This is a genomic window from Roseateles sp. P4_D2, from assembly GCF_056401875.1.
On the sequence record NZ_JBFUIM010000004.1, the window covers coordinates 220,617 to 240,130 of the forward strand.

The 19,514-nt window shown below is 69.1% G+C and carries 22 protein-coding genes; 6 read left to right on the forward strand and 16 right to left on the reverse strand.

The features are described 5' to 3' along the window. Positions 1-44 precede the first annotated feature (44 nt). Together AC1DW0_RS09070 and AC1DW0_RS09075 are read left to right on the forward strand one after the other, a co-directional pair. A complete protein-coding gene (locus AC1DW0_RS09070; RefSeq protein WP_056205139.1) occupies positions 45-1,265 on the forward strand; it encodes a 6-phosphofructokinase in 1,221 nt (406 codons plus the stop codon). Then, positions 1,262-2,056, forward strand: a complete 795-nt coding sequence (locus AC1DW0_RS09075) for a substrate-binding periplasmic protein (protein ID WP_157282191.1) — start codon at positions 1,262-1,264, stop codon at positions 2,054-2,056. The genes AC1DW0_RS09070 and AC1DW0_RS09075 overlap by 4 nt, the downstream gene beginning before the upstream one ends. 6 nt (positions 2,057-2,062) lie before the next feature. Here AC1DW0_RS09075 and AC1DW0_RS09080 read toward each other — a convergent pair whose 3' ends face one another. Continuing rightward, positions 2,063-2,524 (reverse strand): YciI family protein, encoded by a 462-nt coding sequence (locus tag AC1DW0_RS09080; protein ID WP_056205133.1) that lies wholly within the window; start codon positions 2,522-2,524, stop codon positions 2,063-2,065. Positions 2,525-2,589: 65 nt separating this feature from the next. Between AC1DW0_RS09080 and AC1DW0_RS09085 the strand changes: the two genes are divergently transcribed. From AC1DW0_RS09085 to AC1DW0_RS09095, 3 genes are all read left to right on the forward strand, one after another. Then, positions 2,590-3,060, forward strand: coding sequence for a VOC family protein (locus tag AC1DW0_RS09085; RefSeq protein ID WP_056205131.1), 471 nt, complete (start codon positions 2,590-2,592; stop codon positions 3,058-3,060). Between the two features lie 75 nt (positions 3,061-3,135). Further along, complete coding sequence (locus tag AC1DW0_RS09090) at positions 3,136-3,534, forward strand: BlaI/MecI/CopY family transcriptional regulator (RefSeq protein ID WP_477945478.1); 399 nt, start codon at positions 3,136-3,138, stop codon at positions 3,532-3,534. Beyond that, entirely contained in the window at positions 3,531-5,798 is a 2,268-nt protein-coding gene (locus AC1DW0_RS09095) for a M56 family metallopeptidase (RefSeq protein ID WP_056205126.1), read from the forward strand. Before AC1DW0_RS09090 ends, AC1DW0_RS09095 begins: the two co-directional genes overlap by 4 nt. A 20-nt stretch (positions 5,799-5,818) precedes the next feature. On the opposite strand, the gene AC1DW0_RS09100 is transcribed toward AC1DW0_RS09095, so the two are convergent. From AC1DW0_RS09100 to AC1DW0_RS09165, 14 genes are all read right to left on the reverse strand, one after another. Beyond that, the gene (locus AC1DW0_RS09100; protein ID WP_477945481.1) at positions 5,819-6,727 is read right to left on the reverse strand and encodes a hydroxymethylglutaryl-CoA lyase; all 909 of its coding nucleotides are present in this window, start codon (positions 6,725-6,727) and stop codon (positions 5,819-5,821) included. A gap of 2 nt (positions 6,728-6,729) precedes the next feature. Beyond that, positions 6,730-8,712 (reverse strand): ATP-binding protein, encoded by a 1,983-nt coding sequence (locus AC1DW0_RS09105; RefSeq protein WP_477945483.1) that lies wholly within the window; start codon positions 8,710-8,712, stop codon positions 6,730-6,732. Then, positions 8,705-8,836 carry a hypothetical protein gene (locus tag AC1DW0_RS09110; protein WP_477945485.1) on the reverse strand — a complete coding sequence of 44 codons (132 nt, stop codon included), beginning with the start codon at positions 8,834-8,836 and terminating at the stop codon, positions 8,705-8,707. Before AC1DW0_RS09110 ends, AC1DW0_RS09105 begins: the two co-directional genes overlap by 8 nt. A gap of 94 nt (positions 8,837-8,930) precedes the next feature. Next, on the reverse strand, positions 8,931-9,137 hold the full coding sequence (locus AC1DW0_RS09115; RefSeq protein WP_056205118.1) for a hypothetical protein: 207 nt from the start codon (positions 9,135-9,137) through the stop codon (positions 8,931-8,933). Position 9,138: 1 nt separating this feature from the next. Then, on the reverse strand, positions 9,139-10,179 hold the full coding sequence (gene bioB / locus AC1DW0_RS09120; protein WP_477945487.1) for a biotin synthase BioB: 1,041 nt from the start codon (positions 10,177-10,179) through the stop codon (positions 9,139-9,141). Further along, positions 10,176-10,877, reverse strand: coding sequence for a dethiobiotin synthase (gene bioD / locus AC1DW0_RS09125; protein WP_056205112.1), 702 nt, complete (start codon positions 10,875-10,877; stop codon positions 10,176-10,178). Before bioD ends, bioB begins: the two co-directional genes overlap by 4 nt. Next, positions 10,874-12,088, reverse strand: coding sequence for an 8-amino-7-oxononanoate synthase (locus AC1DW0_RS09130; protein ID WP_477945489.1), 1,215 nt, complete (start codon positions 12,086-12,088; stop codon positions 10,874-10,876). The genes bioD and AC1DW0_RS09130 overlap by 4 nt, the downstream gene beginning before the upstream one ends. Further along, positions 12,075-13,364, reverse strand: a complete 1,290-nt coding sequence (gene bioA, locus AC1DW0_RS09135; protein WP_477945491.1) for an adenosylmethionine--8-amino-7-oxononanoate transaminase — start codon at positions 13,362-13,364, stop codon at positions 12,075-12,077. Before bioA ends, AC1DW0_RS09130 begins: the two co-directional genes overlap by 14 nt. Next, on the reverse strand, positions 13,361-13,975 hold the full coding sequence (locus AC1DW0_RS09140) for a DUF4126 domain-containing protein (RefSeq protein WP_457320126.1): 615 nt from the start codon (positions 13,973-13,975) through the stop codon (positions 13,361-13,363). Before AC1DW0_RS09140 ends, bioA begins: the two co-directional genes overlap by 4 nt. 5 nt (positions 13,976-13,980) lie before the next feature. Further along, positions 13,981-14,490, reverse strand: coding sequence for a hypothetical protein (locus AC1DW0_RS09145; RefSeq protein ID WP_056205099.1), 510 nt, complete (start codon positions 14,488-14,490; stop codon positions 13,981-13,983). A 4-nt stretch (positions 14,491-14,494) separates the two neighbouring features. Further along, the gene (locus AC1DW0_RS09150) at positions 14,495-15,280 is read right to left on the reverse strand and encodes an enoyl-CoA hydratase/isomerase family protein (RefSeq protein ID WP_477945494.1); all 786 of its coding nucleotides are present in this window, start codon (positions 15,278-15,280) and stop codon (positions 14,495-14,497) included. After that, on the reverse strand, positions 15,277-15,798 hold the full coding sequence (locus AC1DW0_RS09155; RefSeq protein WP_477945496.1) for a GNAT family N-acetyltransferase: 522 nt from the start codon (positions 15,796-15,798) through the stop codon (positions 15,277-15,279). Before AC1DW0_RS09155 ends, AC1DW0_RS09150 begins: the two co-directional genes overlap by 4 nt. A 40-nt stretch (positions 15,799-15,838) precedes the next feature. Next, on the reverse strand, positions 15,839-16,633 hold the full coding sequence (locus tag AC1DW0_RS09160) for a M48 family metalloprotease (protein WP_477945498.1): 795 nt from the start codon (positions 16,631-16,633) through the stop codon (positions 15,839-15,841). Then, positions 16,633-18,240 carry a carboxyl transferase domain-containing protein gene (locus tag AC1DW0_RS09165; RefSeq protein ID WP_477945500.1) on the reverse strand — a complete coding sequence of 536 codons (1,608 nt, stop codon included), beginning with the start codon at positions 18,238-18,240 and terminating at the stop codon, positions 16,633-16,635. The genes AC1DW0_RS09160 and AC1DW0_RS09165 overlap by 1 nt, the downstream gene beginning before the upstream one ends. 163 nt (positions 18,241-18,403) lie before the next feature. On the opposite strand from AC1DW0_RS09165, the gene AC1DW0_RS09170 reads away from it, so the two are divergent. Beyond that, positions 18,404-19,096: a TetR/AcrR family transcriptional regulator gene (locus tag AC1DW0_RS09170; protein WP_477945502.1), complete on the forward strand. Its 693-nt coding sequence runs from the start codon at positions 18,404-18,406 to the stop codon at positions 19,094-19,096. Here AC1DW0_RS09170 and AC1DW0_RS09175 read toward each other — a convergent pair. Beyond that, entirely contained in the window at positions 19,093-19,374 is a 282-nt protein-coding gene (locus AC1DW0_RS09175) for a hypothetical protein (protein WP_457352537.1), read from the reverse strand. The two genes, AC1DW0_RS09170 and AC1DW0_RS09175, sit on opposite strands and share 4 nt — an antisense overlap. Positions 19,375-19,514 lie beyond the last annotated feature (140 nt).

Sequence of the window (19,514 nt, forward strand, 5' to 3'; positions counted from 1 at the left end):
CCCCTAAACTCCGCGCCGTCGATTGACGACAGCCAGGAGCGTTCATGAGTCTCGCCAAGATCCTCGTCGCCCAGGGCGGCGGTCCCACCGCCGTCATCAACCAGAGCCTCGTCGGTGTCGTGCTCGAAGCGCGGCGTCAGGCCGGTGTGGGCAAGGTTTACGGCGCCCGCCATGGCGTGCGGGGCATCGTCAACGAGGACTTCGTCGACCTGACCCAGGAGACCAGCCACAACCTCGAGCTGGTGGCCAACACGCCGGCCTCGGCGCTGGGCTCCACGCGCGACAAGCCCGATGCCGCCTATTGCCGCGAGATCTTCACGGTGCTGCAGGCGCACGGCATCACGCATTTCTTCTACATCGGCGGCAACGACTCGTCGGACACCGTGCGCATCGTCTCGGAGGAGGCGCAGGCGGCCGGCTACCCACTGCGCTGCATCCACATCCCCAAGACCATCGACAACGACCTGGTGGGCAACGACCACACGCCGGGCTATGCGTCCGCCGCGCGCTTCGTCGCCCAGGCCTTTGCCGGCGCCAACCTCGACAACGCGGCCCTGCCGGGCGTCTACGTCGGCGTCGTCATGGGCCGTCACGCCGGCTTCCTGACGGCGGCCGCGGCCCTGGGCAAGAAGTTCGAGGACGACGGCCCCCACCTCATCTACCTGCCCGAGCGCCACTTCGACAACGAGCAGTTCCTGCGCGACGTGAAGGCCACCTACGAGCGCTTCGGCCGCTGCGTCATCGCCGTCAGCGAGGGCATCCACGACGCCAGCGGCACGCCGATGCTGTCCAAGCTGGCCGGTGACCTGGAGCGCGACGCCCACGGCAATGTGCAGCTCAGCGGCACCGGCGCGCTGGCCGACCTGCTCTGCGAGGAGATCAAGACCAAGCTCGGCATCAAGCGCGTGCGCGGCGACACCTTCGGCTATCTGCAGCGCAGCTTCCTGGGCTGCGTGTCCGACGTGGACCAACGCGAGGCCCGCGAGGTCGGCGAGAAGGCCGTGCAGTACGCCTTCCACGGCGACCGCGACGGTTCGGTCGCCATCAAGCGCGTCGGCTACTACGCGGTGGACTACGAACTGTTGCCCCTCACCGCCGTCGCCGGCAAGACGCGCACGATGGAAGACGAGTTCATCAGCGCAAGTGGCACCGACGTGACCGATGCCTTCCGCCTCTACCTGCGCCCGCTGCTGGGCTCTGGCATGCCGGACGCGTTCAGGCTGAGGCCGAACCCGGTGGAGAAGGTGCTGCGGCGCGAGCCGTGAGACCGATCTCCCCGCGGCTGCTGCTGGCGATCGCGGTGGCGATGGCCGGGCCGGCGGCCGCCGCGGAGGTCACGCTGCGCTTTTTGAGCCAGGACTTTCCGCCCTACGTCGAGCGAGAGGGGCAGCAGGCCCGTGGCCCGTTCGTTCGGCTGGTGATGGAGGGTTGTGCGCGCCTGGGCTGGAAATGCTCGGTCGAAGTCCTGCCTTGGCGTCGCGCCCAGGCCGCTGTCGAGCGCGGCGAGGCCGAGGGCATCTTCCCCCTGCTGGACACCCCGCAGCGCCGCCAGATCTACCACCTGAGCCAGCCCGTCGTGGGGGTCCAGATGGTCTTCTTCACACGCGTCGAGCAGGACTTCTTCTACCGTGATCCGGCCAGCCTGGGCACCCAGAGGATCATCGGTGTGTTCGGGCCGTCCGGGACGGCGACCGTGCTCCAGGACATCGTCGCCGCCAACCCCAACACCATGGTCGTCGAGCCCGACAACACGACGGTGCTGCGCAAGCTGCTGGCCGGTCGTTACGGCGAAGACGGCGTCGCCCTGATCAACCGCGACGTGGCCTGGCATCTGGCAGACCGCTCGCACCTGACGGGGCTGCGGGAGGCGGGCGTCGCCCATACGGACACCTATCGCATCGGCCTCGTGCGCAAGCGGGTCAGCGCCGCGCAGGCAAATGCCTTCATGGACATGCTGGCCGAGATGTGTACTTCGCCAGCGGCGGCCCTGCTGCTCGCGCCCGAACTGGTGCCGAGTGCGGCCTGCGGCGCCGTGCCGGCCAAAGCGGCGCGCTGAATGCCCTCACGGCTTGGGCTTGATCAGCTTCGGATGCCACTCGTTCACGGCCAGCAGCGCTGCCGAGCCGAAGTGCTTGTGCAGCTCGGCCACCATCTCGCCGCTGGCGATGACGGGGTCGGTCTCCACGGCCTTGCGGGCGACGTCCATGTCCGACGTCGCGAAGATGAAGAGGCCGCGCCAGCCGTCTACGCCGTCGAAGGGGCCTGCGTAGACGAGCAGGCCTTCCTTGGCCAGGCGGGTCATGTTGGCAAAGTGGCCCTTGAACATCTCGTCGCGCGCCGGGCCGGCGGGCATGGGCTTGGGGCCGGTCTTCAGCAGCACGAAGGTGTACGAACGCAGGCCCTGGTCGTTGGCACCCCAGGCCTGGGCCTTGGCGGCGTCGTAGATGGGCGCCTCCTGGGCCTGGACGGGCAGGGCGCAGAGCAGGGTGAGAGCGCAGGCGGCAAGCAGTTCAAACAGTTTCATGGTGGTGGTGGCGCGTCAGTCGGGGTGCGAGGATTGAACCGCACCCCAGCTTCAGCAAGACCGCGATGAAAACCCTTGGTTTCGCCAAACCCACCCCACCCGGCTGGCCGCGCCTGTCGTCGGCCCTGTACTGCGAGAACGCCCGCGAAGCCGTCGCCTGGTATTGCCAAGCCTTCGGTTTCGAGGTCGAGATCGTCGTCGACGCGCCGGACGGCAGCGTCATGCACAGCGAGATCCGCTATGGCGAAGCCATCGTCATGGTGGCCGAGGGCAGCGCCGAGCGCGAGGCGCGCTTTGGCGTGGCGGGGCGCTCCCCCAAGGCCGTCGACGGCGTCAACACGCAGACGCTGTTCCTCTATGTCGACGACGTCGATGCACATTGCGCCCAGGCCCGCGCGGCCGGCGCCAACGTGACCTACGAGCTGACCGACAACGACTACGGTGCGGAGTACTGGACCGACCGCAGCTATGGCTGCCTCGACCCGGACGGCCATCTGTGGTGGTTCAGCCAGCGGCTGCGCAACCCGCCTGTCTGACCCCCTGCCGAAAGACACTTGCTGCCTTCATGGCGGTCTTCTACATTTGTAGTACGACAACTGTAGAAGATCGTGATGGATGAGGACACCGGCAGTGGGGACGTGTCGCTGAGCGAGCTGCAGCTCAGCCTGATGCGCGTGCTTTGGGCGCGTGGCGAGGCCAGTACGGCCGATGTGGCGGAAGCGCTGCGCGGCGAGCGTGATCTCGCGCACACGACGGTGGCGACGCTGCTGACGCGCCTTGAAAAGCGCGGCCTGCTCAGCAGCCGCCGCGAAGGCCGTGCGCTGCTCTATCAGCCCCTCGTGACGCAGGCCGACGTGCAGCGCTCCATGGTGGGCAGCCTGGTCGACAGCCTGTTCGCCGGCTGCGCCAGCGCCCTCGTCAGCCACCTGCTGGACGCCCGCGGCGTCGATGCCGGCGAACTGGCCGAGCTGCAGGCGCTGCTGAAACAACGCAAGGGAGAGACGCGATGACCGATGTGCTGCTGACCTGGCTGTGCAGCTACCTGCTGCACAGCAGCCTGTTGATCGGCGCGCTGTGGGCGGCCGAGCGCGCCGGCGTGCTGGCCCGCCTGGCCCTGTCGACGCAGGAGACGCTGTGGCGCCTGGCCTTGCTGGGCGGCCTCGTCAGCGCCAGCCTGCCGCTGCTGCCCACGTTGCCTCAGACCGCGCCGGCCGATGTCGTGCGGCCCGCCGTCGTCGTGCAGGAGGCCGCGCCGGTGCCCGCCGATGTTCGGCTCATCGTCGTCGAGGCGCCCGCCGCCGCGCGGCCCAGCGCTCAGCTCGGCGCCTTGCCCATCACGACGCCGCTGGCGCCGCAGGCCCATGACGTCGCCATCGGCTTCATGGCGCTGTGGCTGGCGGGTGCCGTGTTGATGCTGCTGGGCCTGGCCCTGCAGTGGGCCTGGCTGCGCCGCACCGTGCGCTGCCTGCCCGAGTTGGCTGACGCGCGTTGGCGAACCCTGGCCGTGCGCCTCGCTGCCGACATGCGCCTGCCCCTGCCCTCATTGCGCCATGCACGCGCCAACTGGGCCAGCCCGCTGCTGGCGCCGGGCCGGGTGCTCTGCCTGCCGGCCTGGTGCCTGGACCTGCCGGACGACGAAGCTCGTGCCGTGCTCGGCCATGAACTGGCTCATCTGCGCCGCCGCGACCCCGCCTGGCGCCTGCTTGCCGCCGTCATGAAGACCCTGCTGTGGCCGCAGGTGCTGAACCGCGTCGCGCTGCAGCGCCTGGACCTGCTGGCCGAGCTGGCCTGCGATGCTGCGGCCGCTGCACCGACCGGCCAGCGCCTGGCCCTGGCGCAAAGCCTGCTGCGCTGCGCTGAGGCACTGAAGGCCCAGGGAGGCGGCCACGGCCCCGCCCTGGCCTGCGGTGCCGCCAGCGCGGGCTCGCCCTTGTTCGCCCGTGTGCGCCGCCTGCTCAAGGCCGAGGTCGAGGGTGAGGACGCTCCGCGCGAGCGCCGCGGCCTGCGCCTGGGACTGGTGGGCGCCATGGTGATCGCCCTGGTCGCGCTGCCGGCGGTCGTCGTCAGCCACACCGATGGACGCAGTCTTCTGGATCGCTTCGACCTTGGTGGCCTGAGCGACGGCATGTCCTTCTCGGTGCGCGGCACGCGCATCTACAGCCGCTATCCCGGCGGCAGCTTCTCCGTGACGCTGGACGGCAAGGCGGTGTTCAACGACGCCGAGGATGAAGTGCAGACGCTGACGGGCACCCTGACCGTGAAGGAGCGCGAGGGCGGGCTGACGCGCGAGATGGTGCTGAAGTCCATGGGCGAGGGTCGCATCGAGCGTGAGTACCGGGTCGGCAACGAGAGCCTGCCTTTGGATCAGGCCGGTCGCCAGTGGTGGGCCAAGGCCGTGCAGCGCATGGCCGAGGACCTGACCGACCCGCAGGTGCGTGCCCGCAAGCTGTTCGCCAAGGGCGGTGTCGATGCGGTGCTTACCGACATCGAGCGTGCCCGGGAGGACTTCCAGCGCCGCCGCCGCATCGAGGCCGCGCTGCAACTCGACGCGCCGCTGCCCGCGGTGGCGTTGGACCGCCTGATCACCGCCTCCACGACCCTGCAAGGTGCCTTCGAGCGTCGCGAGGCCTTGAGCGCCATTGCCCGCCAGCCGCTGAACGAACCCCAGCAGCTGGCCTGGCTGGCCGCCGTGGCCGGCATCGACAGCGACTTCGAGCGCCGTGAGGCCCTGGGGGCGCTGGCGCCCAAGCTGCTCGACAGCCCTGCCGTGCTCGCGGCCTGGACCGAGGCGCTGGGCCGTATCGGCGGCGACTTCGAGCTGCGCACGGCCATCGACAACCAGGTGTCGGCGACGCCCCAACCCGCCGTGCTCGCGGCCGCCGTGCAGGCGGCGGCGCGCATCCAGAGTGATTTCGAGAAGCGCGAGGCCCTCGGCGCCGTCGCGCAACGCATGCAGGGCGACGAGGCCGAGCTGGTCGACGCCTATGCCCGTGCAGCCGGCGGCATCTCGGGCGGCTTCGAACGGCGCGAGGCCTTGAACCGCCTGCTGGACCGGCCCAAGCTGGCGGCCGCAGGCCTGGAGCGCGTGCTGGCCAGCGCCGAGAGCATGGAAGGCGGCTTCGAGCGCCTGCAGGTGTTGCTGCGCGTGGCCGAGAAGCTGGGCCAGGCCAAGCCGGTCGATGCCGGTCTCGTTGAGCGCGTGCGCCGCGCCGGGCGCGGCCTGGGTGACCACGAGCGCGGTCAGATCGAGAACGCGCTGGACCGGCTGGGCTGACGCCGCAAGGCGCGGCGGGCTTAACTCGCTCGTTTCGCGAGCACGGCGCGCGCCACGCGCGACACCGGCGGGCGGCCCAGCACGTTGGAGATGTAGGCGCCGGCGTCCACGAGCTTGTCGAGGTCGATGCCGGTTTCAATGCCGAGACCATTGAGCAGGAACACCACGTCCTCGGTGGCGACATTGCCGGTCGCGCCCTTGGCATAGGGGCAGCCGCCCAGGCCGGCCACGCTGGCGTGGAAGCTGTGGAGCCCCAGTTCCATGCTCGCGTAGACATTGCTCAGCGCCTGGCCATAGGTGTCGTGGAAGTGCCCCGACACTTCGGCGAGCGGGAAGTGCTTCAGCGCCCGCTCCATGGCCGCCTGCACCTTGCGCGGCGTGCCGACGCCGATGGTGTCGGCGATGTCGATCGCGTCCACGCCCAGCTCGCGCAGCGGCTTCACGACGCGCTCGACCTGGTCGGCGGTGATTTCACCTTCGTAAGGGCAGCCGAGCGAGCAGGACAGCGCGGCGCGCACCTTGATGCCGGCGGCGTGTGCGCCTGCTATGACCGGCGCAAAGCGCTCCAGGCTTTCGGCGATGGAGCAGTTGATGTTCTTCTGCGTGAAGGCTTCGCTCGCGGCCGTGAAAACGAGGATCTCGTCGGGCCTGGATGCCAGCGCCGGCTCCAGCCCCTTCAGGTTGGGCACGAGCACCGAGTAGCGCACCCCGGTGCGGCGCTCGATGGCCGCCATCACGGCGGCGTTGTCGCCCATCTGCGGCACCCACTTCGGGCTGACGAAGCTGGTGACCTCGATCTCCTTCAAACCGGCGTCCTGCAGCATCGCGACGAGCCGCGCCTTGTGCTCGGTCGAGACGTTTTCCTTCTCGTTCTGCAGCCCATCGCGCGGGCCGACGTCGAGGATCTTGACTTGCGAGGGCAGGGCCATGCTCAGACCTCCAGCTTGAGGAGTTCCGCGCCGTCGCCCACCTGGTCGCCCACGGCGAACAGCAGCTCCGCCACTCTGCCATCGCGCGGCGACGAGATGGTGTGCTCCATCTTCATCGCCTCCATGACAGCCAGCGGCTGGCCCTTGGTGACGGTGTCGCCGGCTTGGGCGAGGAAGGCGATCAGCTTGCCGGGCATGGGCGCCGTGAGGCGGCCGCCTTCGCTGGGCGAGTCCCCCGCGTGGGCGATGAGGTCGACCTCGGTCAGCACGGCGGAACCGTTCGCGGCGAAGACGGCGACGCGTTCGCCCTGGGCATAGGTCTTCACGCGGAGGCGATCGGCGCCGAGGAAGAGTTCATGTGTCTCGGTGTCGGCGGACTGAACCGCGAACTCGATGGCTTCGCTCTCGACCGTCAGCGTCATGCCGCCGCGGTGGTGGCGGGACAGCAGAACCTCGTGATGCACGCCGCCGGCCTCCAGATCGAAGCGCCGCGTCGCTGAGCCGAAGAGACGCCAGCCATCGCGGGCGCTCCACGGGTCGTTGCTTTGCCGCGTGCCCTCGACAGCCAGCGTGTGCGCGATGACCGCAGCCGCGCTGACTCGCAGTGGCAGGCCGGGCTGGTCGAACAGCACCGCCTTCTCACGCTCGATGAGGCCGGTGTCGAGATCGGCGCCCGCGAACGAGGCCGTGGCCGCGCAGCGGCGCAGGAAGGCGACGTTGGTCTGCAGGCCGACGATGTGGGTATCGCGCAGGGCCAGGTCCAGCCGCGCCAGCGCCTGCGCGCGGTCCTCGCCCCAGACGATGAGCTTGGCGATCATCGAGTCGTAGAAGGGGCTGATCGCATCACCTTCGCGCACGCCGGCGTCGATGCGCACGTTGCCTCGCTGGAAAGCCACATGCTCGGGCCAGCGCGCAACGTCCAGCCTGCCCGTGGCGGGCAGGAAACCGGCGTCCGGGTTCTCGGCACAGATGCGCGCCTCGATGGCGTGGCCATGCATGCGCAGTTCCGATTGCTTGAGCGGCAGCGGCTCGCCCGAAGCCACGCGCAGTTGCCACTCCACCAGGTCCTGGCCCGTGATCGCTTCCGTCACCGGGTGCTCGACCTGCAGCCGCGTGTTCATTTCCATGAAATAGAAGCGGCCGTCCTGCTCGGCGATGAACTCCACCGTGCCGGCGCCGACATAGCCCACCGCCTTGGCGGCGGCCACGGCGGCCTCACCCATCTGCGCGCGGCGCTCCTGCGTCATGCCAGGGGCGGGCGCTTCCTCCAGCACCTTCTGATGGCGGCGCTGCACGGAGCAGTCGCGCTCGAACAGGTAGACGCAGTCGCCGTGCGAGTCGCCAAAGACCTGGATCTCGATGTGGCGGGGCTTCTGCACATAGCGCTCGATCAGCACCGCGTCGTCGCCAAAGCTGTTGATGGCCTCGCGCTTGCACGAGGCCAGCGCCGCGTCGAACTCGTCGGCGTTGTAGACCGCGCGCATGCCCTTGCCGCCGCCGCCGGCGCTGGCCTTGATGAGCACCGGGTAACCGATGCGGCTGGCTTCGCGCTTGAGCAGCACGGGGTCCTGGTCGGCGCCGTGGTAGCCCGGCACCAGCGGCACGTTGGCCGCTTCCATCAAGCGCTTGGACTCGGCCTTCAGGCCCATCGCGAGGATGGCGCTGGGCGGCGGGCCGATGAAGACGAGGCCCGCATCGGCGCAGGCCTGGGCAAAGGCTTCGTTCTCGGACAGGAAGCCGTAGCCTGGATGGACGGCCTGCGCGCCCGTGGCCTGGGCGGCCTCCAGGATTCGCTGCCACTGCAGATAGGAGTCGCGCGGTGCGGAGCCGCCGATGTGGATGGCTTCGTCGCAGGCCTGCACGTGCCGTGCGTCGCGGTCAGCGTCTGAGTAGACGGCCACGGTTTGAATGCCGAGGCGCTTGGCCGTGGCCGCAACTCGACAGGCGATTTCACCCCGGTTGGCGATGAGGATCTTCTTAAACATGGCGCGCTCCCGAGGTGAACTCGCCTGCCTGTCCGGCTACGCCGACCAGCACGCAACTTGTCGCTGGCGCGACCGCGCCTTCGGCGCGAGCACCCCGGTTGGCGATCAGGATTTTCTTGAACATCTCTTCTTGTCTCCGGTCTCGTGAACCTTCTACACGGTTGTTCAGGCGGGGCCAGGATCACTGGCGCTGAGGCAAGGTAAACAGGCGAGGGCGGTCAGCCCGGCTTGTTACCTTCCTGCAGCCGCTTGCGGCGGGCCTCGTAATCGTCATAGGCCGGTGCGTTGCGCTTCTCGCAGGCGCGACGGTCTTGCGCGTTGCCATTGCCGGCGCACTGGGTCTGCGCGATGTCCTGCACCTGGTCGTAGACAAAGGCGCAGCCGGACAGCGCGAGGACGGCAATCAGCAGGAGGGCTTGCTTCATGTCAGTGCGTGCAGACCTGTACCTTGGCCGCGGCGTCCGACGGCGTCAGCTCGGCTTCCGTCGAACAGCGCATTCCCAGCCGCTCCAGCAACGCACGATCCTTCTCGGCCTGCGGGTTGCTCGTCGTCAGCAGCTTGTCGCCGTAGAACATCGAGTTGGCACCGGCGAGGAAGCACAGCGCCTGCATGGTCTCCGGCATGTCTTCGCGGCCAGCCGACAGGCGCACCATGGCGCGCGGCATGGTGATGCGGGCGACGGCAATCGTGCGGATGAACTCCAGCGGGTCCAGCGGCGCGGTGCCGGCCAGCGGCGTGCCTTCGACCTGCACGAGGTTGTTGATGGGCACGCTCTCGGGATAGGGGTCGAGGTTGGCGAGCTGGGCGATGAGGCCGGCGCGCTGGCGGCGCGTCTCGCCCATGCCGACGATGCCGCCGCTGCAGACCTTGAGCCCCTGCTGGCGCACGCGCTCGAGCGTGTCCAGGCGGTCCTGGTAGGTGCGCGTCGTGATGATCTGGCCGTAGAACTCGGGCGCGGTGTCGAGGTTGTGGTTGTAGTAGTCCAGGCCGGCAGTTTTCAGCTGCTCGGCCTGGCCGTCTTCCAGCATGCCGGCGGTCAGGCAGGTCTCCAGGCCCAGGGCCTTGACCTCGGCAATCATCTCGCCGATGGCGTCCAGGTGGCGTGGCTTGGGGCTGCGCCAGGCGGCGCCCATGCAGAAGCGCGTCGCGCCGTTCTGCTTGGCCGCGCGGGCGGCTTCCATGACCTCTTCCAGCGGGATCAGCTTCTCGGCCTTCAGGCCGGTGTCGAAGTGGGCCGACTGCGGGCAGTAGGCGCAGTCCTCCTCGCAGCCACCGGTCTTGATGGACAGCAGCGTGGACAGCTGCACCGCGTTGGCGTCGAAGTGCTCGCGGTGGACTTGCTGGGCGCGGAACAGCAGGTCGTTGAAGGGCAGCTCGAACAGCGCCGCGATCTCGCTCACGGTCCAGGGCTTGGCCTGGCGGCGGTCGGCGTCGGAGGTGGGGGTGAGGGTCTGGATCTGGTTCATGCTGGGAGGTGTTCGAGCAGAGGTTCGAGCGACAGATGGCGTGCCATCGTGGCGTGGTCGGCGTGGGCCAGGCGCGGCACATGGCCGAGGCAGGGGGCGGCAAGGCCGCGCTGCAGAGCTTGCAGATTGTCGGTGACGTGAGGCTGACGCTCATCCACCGTGTTGGCCACCCAGGCGGCCAGCGTCAGGCCGCGTGCGCGCACCGCCTCGGCTGTCAGCAGCGCGTGGTTGATGCAGCCCAGGCGCAGGCCGACGACGAGGATGACCGGCAGGCCCAGGTCAGTGGCCAGGTCGGCCGTGTCCCACTCGTCGTTGAGCGGCACGCGAAAACCGCCCACGCCTTCGACGAGGGCGACGTCTGCGCGGAAGGCGACCGTGCGCAGCGCGTGCAGCACGGGTTCGCGGGCGATGGCCTCGTTCTCGATGCGGGCGGCGATATGGGGTGCGCAGGCGGTGCGCAGCTGCAGCGCGCCGACTTCGGCCGATGTGAGGTCCAGGTTGCCGGCGGCGCGCAGGCGCTCGACGTCGTCGTTGAGCCAGTGGCCGCCGATGAAGTCCTGCCCGGCCGAGATGGGCTTGAGCGCGGCGACGCGCCGGCCGGTCTGCGCGAAGGCGTGGGCCAGGCCGGCCGTGACGGCGGTCTTGCCGATCTCGGTGTCGGTGCCGGTGATGAAGAAACCTCTTCTCAAGGCGGTCATGCGGCCTGCTCCTGAGCCGCCGCGGCGCGCTGCAGCGCAGTCAGCAGCGCGTCCACGTCGGCAGCGGTGTGCGTGCCGCACAGCGTGATGCGCAGCCGCGCCGTGCCCGCGGCGACGGTGGGCGGGCGGATGCCGGGCACACGCAGGCCGGCGCTCTCCAGTGCGGCGGCCAGGGCCATGACCTCGGCATTGCCGCCGACGATCAGCGGCTGGATGGGCGTGGCCGAGTCGGTCAGCGACCAACCCAGGCGCGGGTGGTGGTCGATCAGCGCCAGCAGGCCGTCGCGCAGCTGGGCTTGCAGCGCGACGAGGTTGGCACGGCGGGCGGCACCGAGCGGCCCTTCAATCAACTCGAAGCTGGTCAGCAGCGCATGTTCTACGGCCGGCGGGGAGGCGGTCGAGAAGATGAAGTTGCGCGCGGCCTGCAGCAGGTAGTCGACGATGGTGGCGTGGGCCGCGACGAAGGCGCCGGCGAGGCCGGCGGCCTTGCCCAGTGTGCCGACGAGGATCAGGCGTTCGCTGTGCAACCCGAAGTGCTCCAGCGAGCCGCGGCCCTTTTCGCCCAGCACGCCAAAGCCGTGGGCATCGTCGACGATGAGCCAGGCGTCGAACTCGTTGGCGAGGGCCAGCAGCGCCGGCAGCGGCGCGAGGTCGCCGTCCATGCTGAACACGGCGTCGGTGACGATGAGCTTGACCTTGGCGGTGCTGGCCGCCAGCAGCGCGCGCAGGCCGGCCACGTCGGCGTGGCCATAGCGCGTGACCTGGGCCTTGGCCAGGCGCGCGGCGTCGATCAGCGAGGCGTGATTCAGCTGCTCCGAGAAGATCTCGGTGTGCTCGTCGCCCAGGGCTGTCACAACGGCCAGGTTGGCCATATAGCCCGTGCAGAAGCCGATGGCTCGCGCCAGCGGGATGTGCGGTGCATACCAGCGTGCCAGCGTGTCGGTCACGGCCTCGTGCGCGGCGCTGTGGCCGCTGACCAGCGGCGAGGCGCCCGAGCCACCGCCCCACAGGCGAGCGCCTTCGGCAATCGCCTCGGCAATCGCGCCTTCAGCGGCCAGGCCCAGGTAGTCGTTGGAGCAGAACATCAGCAGCTCGCGGCCGTTGATGGTCTGGCGGGGCGCGGTGCCGTTGTCGGCGCGGCGCAGCGTGCGGGTCAGGCTCTGCGCGGCAATCGCGTGGAGCTTGGCCTGGAGGTGATCAAGCAAGGACATCGTTCAAGGTCGCCGTCACGGCCTGGGCCAAAAAGGCCGCGGTCGCGTCGTCGATCAGGTAGGGGGGCATCAGGTAGACGGTGTTGCCGATCGGGCGGATCAGCAGTTCGTGCTCGCGCGCCTTCAGGTGGAAGGCTTCCGCGAAGCGTGGTGGCGCTTGCGGCACATCGAAGGCCAGGATCATGCCGCGTTGGCGCAAATGGGTCACGCGCGGGGCCAGTGGCGCGAAAGCGCGGGTCAGCCGTTCGGCCTGGGCGCGGTTGTCGTCGAGCTGGCCGGCGTCGAAGCGGTCCAGCACCGCATTGGCCGCCGCGCAGGCCAACGGGTTGCCGGTGTAGGAATGCGAATGCAGGAAGCCGCGCGTGACGTCCTCGCTCCAGAACGCGGCGAACACGTCGTCGGTGGTCAGCACCAGCGACAGCGGCAGCGTGCCGCCCGTGATGCCTTTGCTGAGCAGGATGAAATCCGGCCAATCCGCGCCCGTCTGCTCCCACGCGAAGAAGGTGCCGGTGCGGCCGCAGCCGACGGCGATCTCGTCGGCGATCAGGTGGACGCCGAACTCGTGCGTCAGCTCGCGCAGGCCCTTCAGATAGGCCGGCGCGTACATGACCATGCCCGCCGCCCCCTGGATCAGCGGCTCGACGATGACGGCAGCGATCTGGTCATGGCGCTCGGCCAGCAACGCGCGCATGGCTTCCAAAGCCTCGGCCTCGTTGCCTAGGCGCCCATCCGGCGACGCGATGATGTGGGCGCGCATCAGCAGCGGGTCGTAGGCGTCGCGGAAGACCTGCACGTCGGTCACGCTGAGCGCGCCCAGCGTCTCGCCGTGATAGCTGTTCTTCAGGCAGACAAACTCGCGCTTCTCGGGCCGGCCGCGGTTCTTGAATGAGTGGAAGCTCTGCTTCAGCGCGATCTCGACGGCGCTGGCGCCATCGCTGCCGAAGAAAGCATGGCCCAGCGCGCCACCGGTGCGCGCCGACAGCCGCTCGGCCAGCCGCACCGCGGGCTCGTGGGTGCAGCCGGCCAGCATCACATGGGGCAGCGTGTCGAGCTGGGCCTTGATGGCGTCGTGAAGCGGCTTGTCGCTATGGCCGAACAGGTTGACCCACCAGGACGAGTTGGCGTCGAAATAGCGCCGGCCGTCGGTGTCGAACAGCCAGGGGCCATCGCCGCGGGCGATGGGCAGCGGCGGCACGTCGGCCAGGCGCGCCATCTGCGTGCAGGGGTGCCAGACGGCGGCGCGGCTGCGGGCGGCGAGATCGAAGGGAGAGGTCATGCGGGAGAGGGGCGGCGCACGCGCTTGAGCAGCGCGCGCAGGAACTTGAAGCACAGCCAGATCAGCGCGCCCATGACGGCAAGGGCCAGGACGAGCAGCGGGAAGAAGATGAAAGGGTGCGCCCAGGCCAGCCACAGCATGGTCGGCACGGCCACATCGCCCATCAGCGACAAGCCGATGTTGGAGAACGGCTCGGGCGACGTGTTGGCGGCCGCGCGCGTGCTGGCTTTGGCCGTGTGCGCCACAGCCGCGAGGCCACCGCCGAACAGCGCTGCAACGACAGCCCAGGCCTGGCCATGGTCGCCCGCCCAGCCACTGACGAGTCCGGCCACGAGCGCCGCGCCGGCGGGGATGCGGATCAGCGTGTGCAGCGCGTCCCAGGCGCTGTCGACGAGGGGGATTTTGTCGGCCAGGAACTCGACGAATGCCAGCGCCGCGGCGCAGCTCATCACCAGTGGCGACGCCAGCACCTGCAGCCCGGGTGGCAGCGCGATCCAGCCCCAGTGCCCGGCAATGCCGACGAGCAGCACCGTCAGGTAAAGGCGCAGGCCGCTGGCCCAGCCGAGGGCGGCGGCGAGGGCGAGCAGGTGGAGGGCGTCGAGCTGGGGCATGCGGGTCAGGGCAGGCGCGGCCGAAAGCCCGACACTGTCGCGTTGAACAAGGCAGCGGCTCCATGGCCGGGCTGGCAGACCATGGAGAAGTTCAGCACCTTGCGGGAGGTCACGTAGCCCAGGTAGAGGTGCACGTGTTCGCTCTCCGCCTCCGCGGCGAAAGACAACTCCAGGCCAACGCCGCCCGAGTGTGGCTTGATGGCCCGATGCAGCACCTGGACTGGCCCGGCGCTGGCCTTCTGGATGGCCTCGAGGCGGCTGGCAACCACGGTCTCCGCCAGGCCCTGGGCCTTGTCGTCCGGGATCTCATAGAAATCAGCGGAGATGATGATGGCGGCGCCATCCTCGTCCGAGAAGAAGTTCAGCGTGTCGTCGTCCTGCACCGGCAACTGGCGCCAGCGGGCCGCCAGTTCCAGCAGGAACTCCGAATAGGCGTACTCATGCCGTGCCTCGGGCGCGGCCGGAACCGGCGCCGCAGACGGCGTCAGAGAGAAGGAGTACTTGAGGATGGCCATGGGCTCAGGCGCCCAACCAGGACGGCTTGGTCTTGGTCAGGAAGCTCTGCACGCCCTCGCGGCCCTCGGCGCTGGCGCGGATGTCGGCGATGCGGCGCGCCGTGTTTTCGCGCAGCTCGGGCGTGATCTCGCGGCTGGCCACGTCTTTGACGAGCTGCTTGCAGGCGCGCGCGGCGGCGGGGCCGTTGGCGGTGACGGCGGCGACGAGTTCATCGATCTTCGTGTCCAGCGCATCAGCGGCGACAACCTCGTGCACGAGGCCCAGACGCCTCGCTTCGTCAGCGGCAAAGCGCTCCGCCGTCACGAAATAGCGCCGTGAGGCCTGCTCGCCCAGGGCCTTGACGACATAGGGGCCGATGGTGGCCGGCAGCAGGCCCAGCTTGGCCTCGCTGAGGCAGAAGCCCGCTGTGTCCACCGCGACGACGATGTCGGCACAGGCCACCAGCCCCACGCCGCCCGCATAGACGTCGCCCTGCACGCGAGCGATCACCGGCACCGGGCAGCTGTAGATCGCCCACAGCATGTCGGCCAGCTTGGTGGCGTCGGCGTGGTTCTCGTCCCACGAGTAGCTCGCCATGGCTTTCATCCAGTTCAGGTCGGCGCCGGCGCAGAAAGCCTTGCCCTCGGCGGCGAGGACGATGGCGCGCAGGTCGGTGTGGTCACCCAGCTCGGCGAAGGCAGCGGTCAGCTCGCCGATCAGCACCTCATTGAAGGCGTTGCGCACCTCGGGGCGGTTCAGCGTGACGCGGGCGACATGGCCCTCGATCGTGACGGTCAGGCAGGTGTTCATGGCAATGTGCTTACGTGCGGGATTGTCCGGCCGGCCTCGCCAAGCGGCTTGCACATCAACACGGATCCATACGTCTTGCCCTGCCACTGCACGCCGCCGACGGTGGCATAGCCGCGGCGCTCGTAGCGGCGGCGTAGCGCGACGGCGGGCTCGGCGGTGTCCAGCGCGAGCCGGGCGAAACCTTGTTCGCAGGCCCAGGCCTCGGCGGCATCCATCAATCGCTCGGCGATGCCTTGGCCACGGCAGTCCGGGTGGACGGCCAGCTGGGACAGGATGGCCGTGCCAGCCGTCGTGTACAGCGGCGGCGGTGGGTCGGCGATGTAGGCCTCGCCGGCAGGCTTGGGGCCGCGCACGGCGACCGTGCCGACGAAGCGGCCGTCCCGTTCGGCGACGAAGCCCTGGGCGCCGGCCAGGCGTTCACGCGTCACGTCGACGCTCTGGTCAACGGCGGTGAAGTTCCAGCCTTGGGCCGCGAGGCTGGCGTAGGACAGGTGCAGCAGCGTGGTGAGCGTTTGCATGCAGTCATTGCTGCTCAGCGGGCGGATGGTGACCATCTCGTCATCCCTTCAGCATTCGGGCTGGGTTGGGCTTGCCGCAGGCGCGGCTGAGCCGGGCCGGATCGAGCTGACGTGCGGCTTCATCGCGCGACAGCTCGTAGCGAGGCAGCAGCCGTTCAGTGGCGGGCCAGGGCGGCTGCGATGCGGCGGCCGCGCGGCAGAAGTTGTGTGCCACCTGGGCCGCGTTGGCATGTCGGCGTGCGTTGTCGGGGTGGGTGGGCCCGCCATGCGACTTCATGCCGGGAATGCGTTGACTGGCCGTGCGCCAGAGTGCCGCGCCGCGATGCACGTCGTACCCCGCCAAGCCGGCAAAGACCAGGCCGAGCGTGTCGGCGTCCAGCTCCTGGGCGCGCAGGTCTTGAGGAGTGTCTGCGTGGGGCTCGATACCAAACTGTTCACTGAGCGACAGCATCATCGCGTGCCCCTCGTCTGGGGCTTTGGCGATCTGCCGGCGCATCCTGAAGATGCCGTGACCCAACACCACGTGCGCCAGCTCATGGCCCATCGCTGCGGCGAGTTCGTCCTCAGACAGCACGGCCAGCAACTCATCGGAGATGCGGGTCATGTCGAACACCGCGAACGCGTTGCCTGCGCCGATCGGCCCCACGCTCTCGAAGGACACGGTGCAGCGGCGCTGGCCCTGCGCGTCGATTTCAGCCAGACGGCCGCACCACGGCGACGCGGCATGGCGCAGCGCGGCGTCCACGCGCCGCAGGTCTTCCTGCGTGGCGGCGTTGGCAGCAACGGTAAGGCTGACCAGCAGCGAGGTCAGCGTGGAGCGCAGGCGTGGGGGCATCACATCCGAAACACGCCGAACTTCGTCTCAGGGATGGGCGCATTCAGCGCCGCCGACAGCCCCAGCGCCAGCACGCGGCGCGTGTCGGCGGGGTCGATGACGCCGTCGTCCCACAGCCGCGCCGACGCGTAGTAGGGATGGCCCTGGTCCTCGTACTGCTGGCGTAGCGGTGCCTTGAAGGCTTCCTCTTCGTCGGCGCTCCAGGTGCCGCCCTTGGCTTCGATGGCGTCGCGGCGGATCGTCGACAGCACGCTGGCCGCCTGCTCGCCGCCCATCACCGAGATGCGCGCGTTCGGCCACATCCACAGGAAGCGCGGCGAGTAGGCGCGGCCACACATGCCGTAGTTGCCGGCGCCAAAGCTGCCACCGATGATGACGGTGAACTTGGGCACCTGGGCGCAGGCCACGGCCGTCACCATCTTGGCGCCGGCGCGGGCGATGCCGTCGTTCTCGTACTTGCGGCCGACCATGAAGCCGGTGATGTTCTGCAAGAAGATCAGCGGGATCTTGCGCTGGCAGCACAGCTCGATGAAGTGAGCGCCCTTGTTGGCGCTCTCGGCGAACAGGATGCCGTTGTTGGCGACGATGCCCACCGGCATGCCCTCGATGTGGGCGAAGCCGCAGACGAGCGTCGCGCCGTAGCGGGCCTTGAACTCATCGAACTCCGAGCCGTCGACGATGCGGGCAATGATCTCGCGGATGTCGAAGGGCTTGCGCGTGTCGGTGGGAATCACGCCGTGCAGCTCGGCGGGGTCGTGCGCCGGCGCCTTCGGTTCCTGCATCGCCAGTGGGCTCGCCTTGGTCCAATTCAATCTTGCGACGGACTGGCGGGCGATGGCCAGCGCATGCGTGTCGTTGTTGGCCAGGTGGTCGGCCACGCCCGAAAGGCGCGTGTGCACGTCGCCACCGCCCAGGTCCTCGGCCGTGACCACCTCGCCGGTGGCCGCCTTCACGAGCGGCGGGCCGCCCAGGAAGATGGTGCCCTGGTTCTTGACGATGATGGTCTCGTCGCTCATCGCCGGCACGTAGGCGCCGCCCGCCGTGCAGGACCCCATGACGACGGCGATCTGCGGAATGCCTTCGGCGGACAGATTGGCCTGGTTGAAGAAGATCCGGCCGAAATGGTCGCGATCGGGGAAGACCTCGTCCTGGTTCGGCAGGTTGGCGCCGCCGCTGTCCACGAGGTAGATGCAGGGCAGGCGGTTCTGCTGGGCGATCTCCTGCGCGCGCAGATGCTTCTTGACGGTGATGGGGTAGTAGGTGCCGCCCTTCACGGTTGCGTCATTGCAGACGACAACGCATTCCACGCCCGACACGCGGCCGATGCCAGCCACCACGCCGCCGCCGGGCGCCGCGTTGTCATACAGGTTCAGGCCCGCCAGCGGCGCCAGTTCCAGGAAGGGCGTGCCCGGGTCGAGCAGCATCTCGACGCGGTCGCGCGGCAGCAGCTTGCCGCGGGCCGTGTGCTTGGCGCGCGCGGCGTCGCCGCCGCCCTGGGCGATCTTGGCGAGCTTGGCGTTCAGGTCGTCAATGAGGCCGCGCATCGCGTCCGCATTGGCCTTGAAGTCGGCCGAGCGGGGGTTGAGCTGGGTATTGAGGACCGGCATGGTGTCTCCGCGAAGCCCATGCTCGAGTCAATGACTAAGCAGGGCTCAACTTATTGATTGACGGCCTCGTGAGCCGCGTGAGGGGCGCCAGAATAATCCAGGGTGAACACGGATGCAATGCCGACTTGAGTGTTACTCAATAATTGCGCAGAATGCGACCTCGATGACCACCGTCACCGTCACGCCCCAGCGCAGATCCCCCGCAGGCCCCAAGGCCGAGCAGCGCGTGCGCGACATCCTGCGCGTGGGCCGCGAGGTGTTCGCCGAGCGCGGCTACGAGCGTGCGACGACGACCGAGATCGCCCAGCGCCTGGCCATCTCGGAGGCCACCGTCTTCACCTATTTCCGCGGCAAGCGCGAGCTCTGCATGCGCGTCATCCAGGACTGGTACGACGAGATCATCGCCGCCATCGAGGCTGGCCTGCCGCGCCAGGCTTCGGTGCGCGAGCAGCTGGAGTTCGTCGTGCTGACGCATCTGCGCCTGTTCCTGATCCAGGGCACGGGGCTGTGCGCGCTGGTGCTGTCGGAAGGCAGAACCAAGGGCCAGGACCTCGGCGAAGGCTTCGTCGAGCTGCAGCGGCGCTACACCGCGCCGCTGATGGAGCTGCTGGCGCGCGGCCAGGAGGCCGGCGAGGTGCGGCGCGACATCCCGCTGCGCCTGCTGCGCTCGCTGGTGTTCGGGCCGATGGAGCACATGTTGTGGGAGGTGGTCATCACCGGCCGCCAGATCGACGTGGAGGCGAGCGCCCGCGATCTCGTTGCACTGCTGTGGCCGGCGCTGCAGGCACCCGACCAGGAGCTGCAGCGGCTGCGCCGGCTGCGTGGCCAGCTTCAAGAGGCGCTGGCCGGGGCCTAACGGGTCCAGGATTGCACGAGCACCGTCTCGCAGACCTTGAACAGCAGCCAGGCCGCCATTGCTGCGAGGGTGTTGACGAGCAGCTCCAGCAGCTGGCGCAGGCCGCCGTCCTGCAGCCCTTGCCAGCCGTAGTCCGACAGCAGGGCCGCGTTGGCACTCACCAGCCGCACGAGATCCAGCGTCAGCAGCCCGAAAGCGACGAAGCTCAACACCATGACGCCGAAGCAGGCGATGCGATGGCGGCGCAGCCAGCCGATGAAGCCCGAAATCGTGAGCATTGCGCACACTCCTCCTGTGTTCGGCATTCTCAGGCATGGGCCTGTTAACGCTATGGCAATGGGCCGCGCGGGCCCGCCGCAAGGGGCCAATCTAGACGCGGCGCGCCGCCCGCACGCGTGTGCGGGCCAGGGCTGCAACA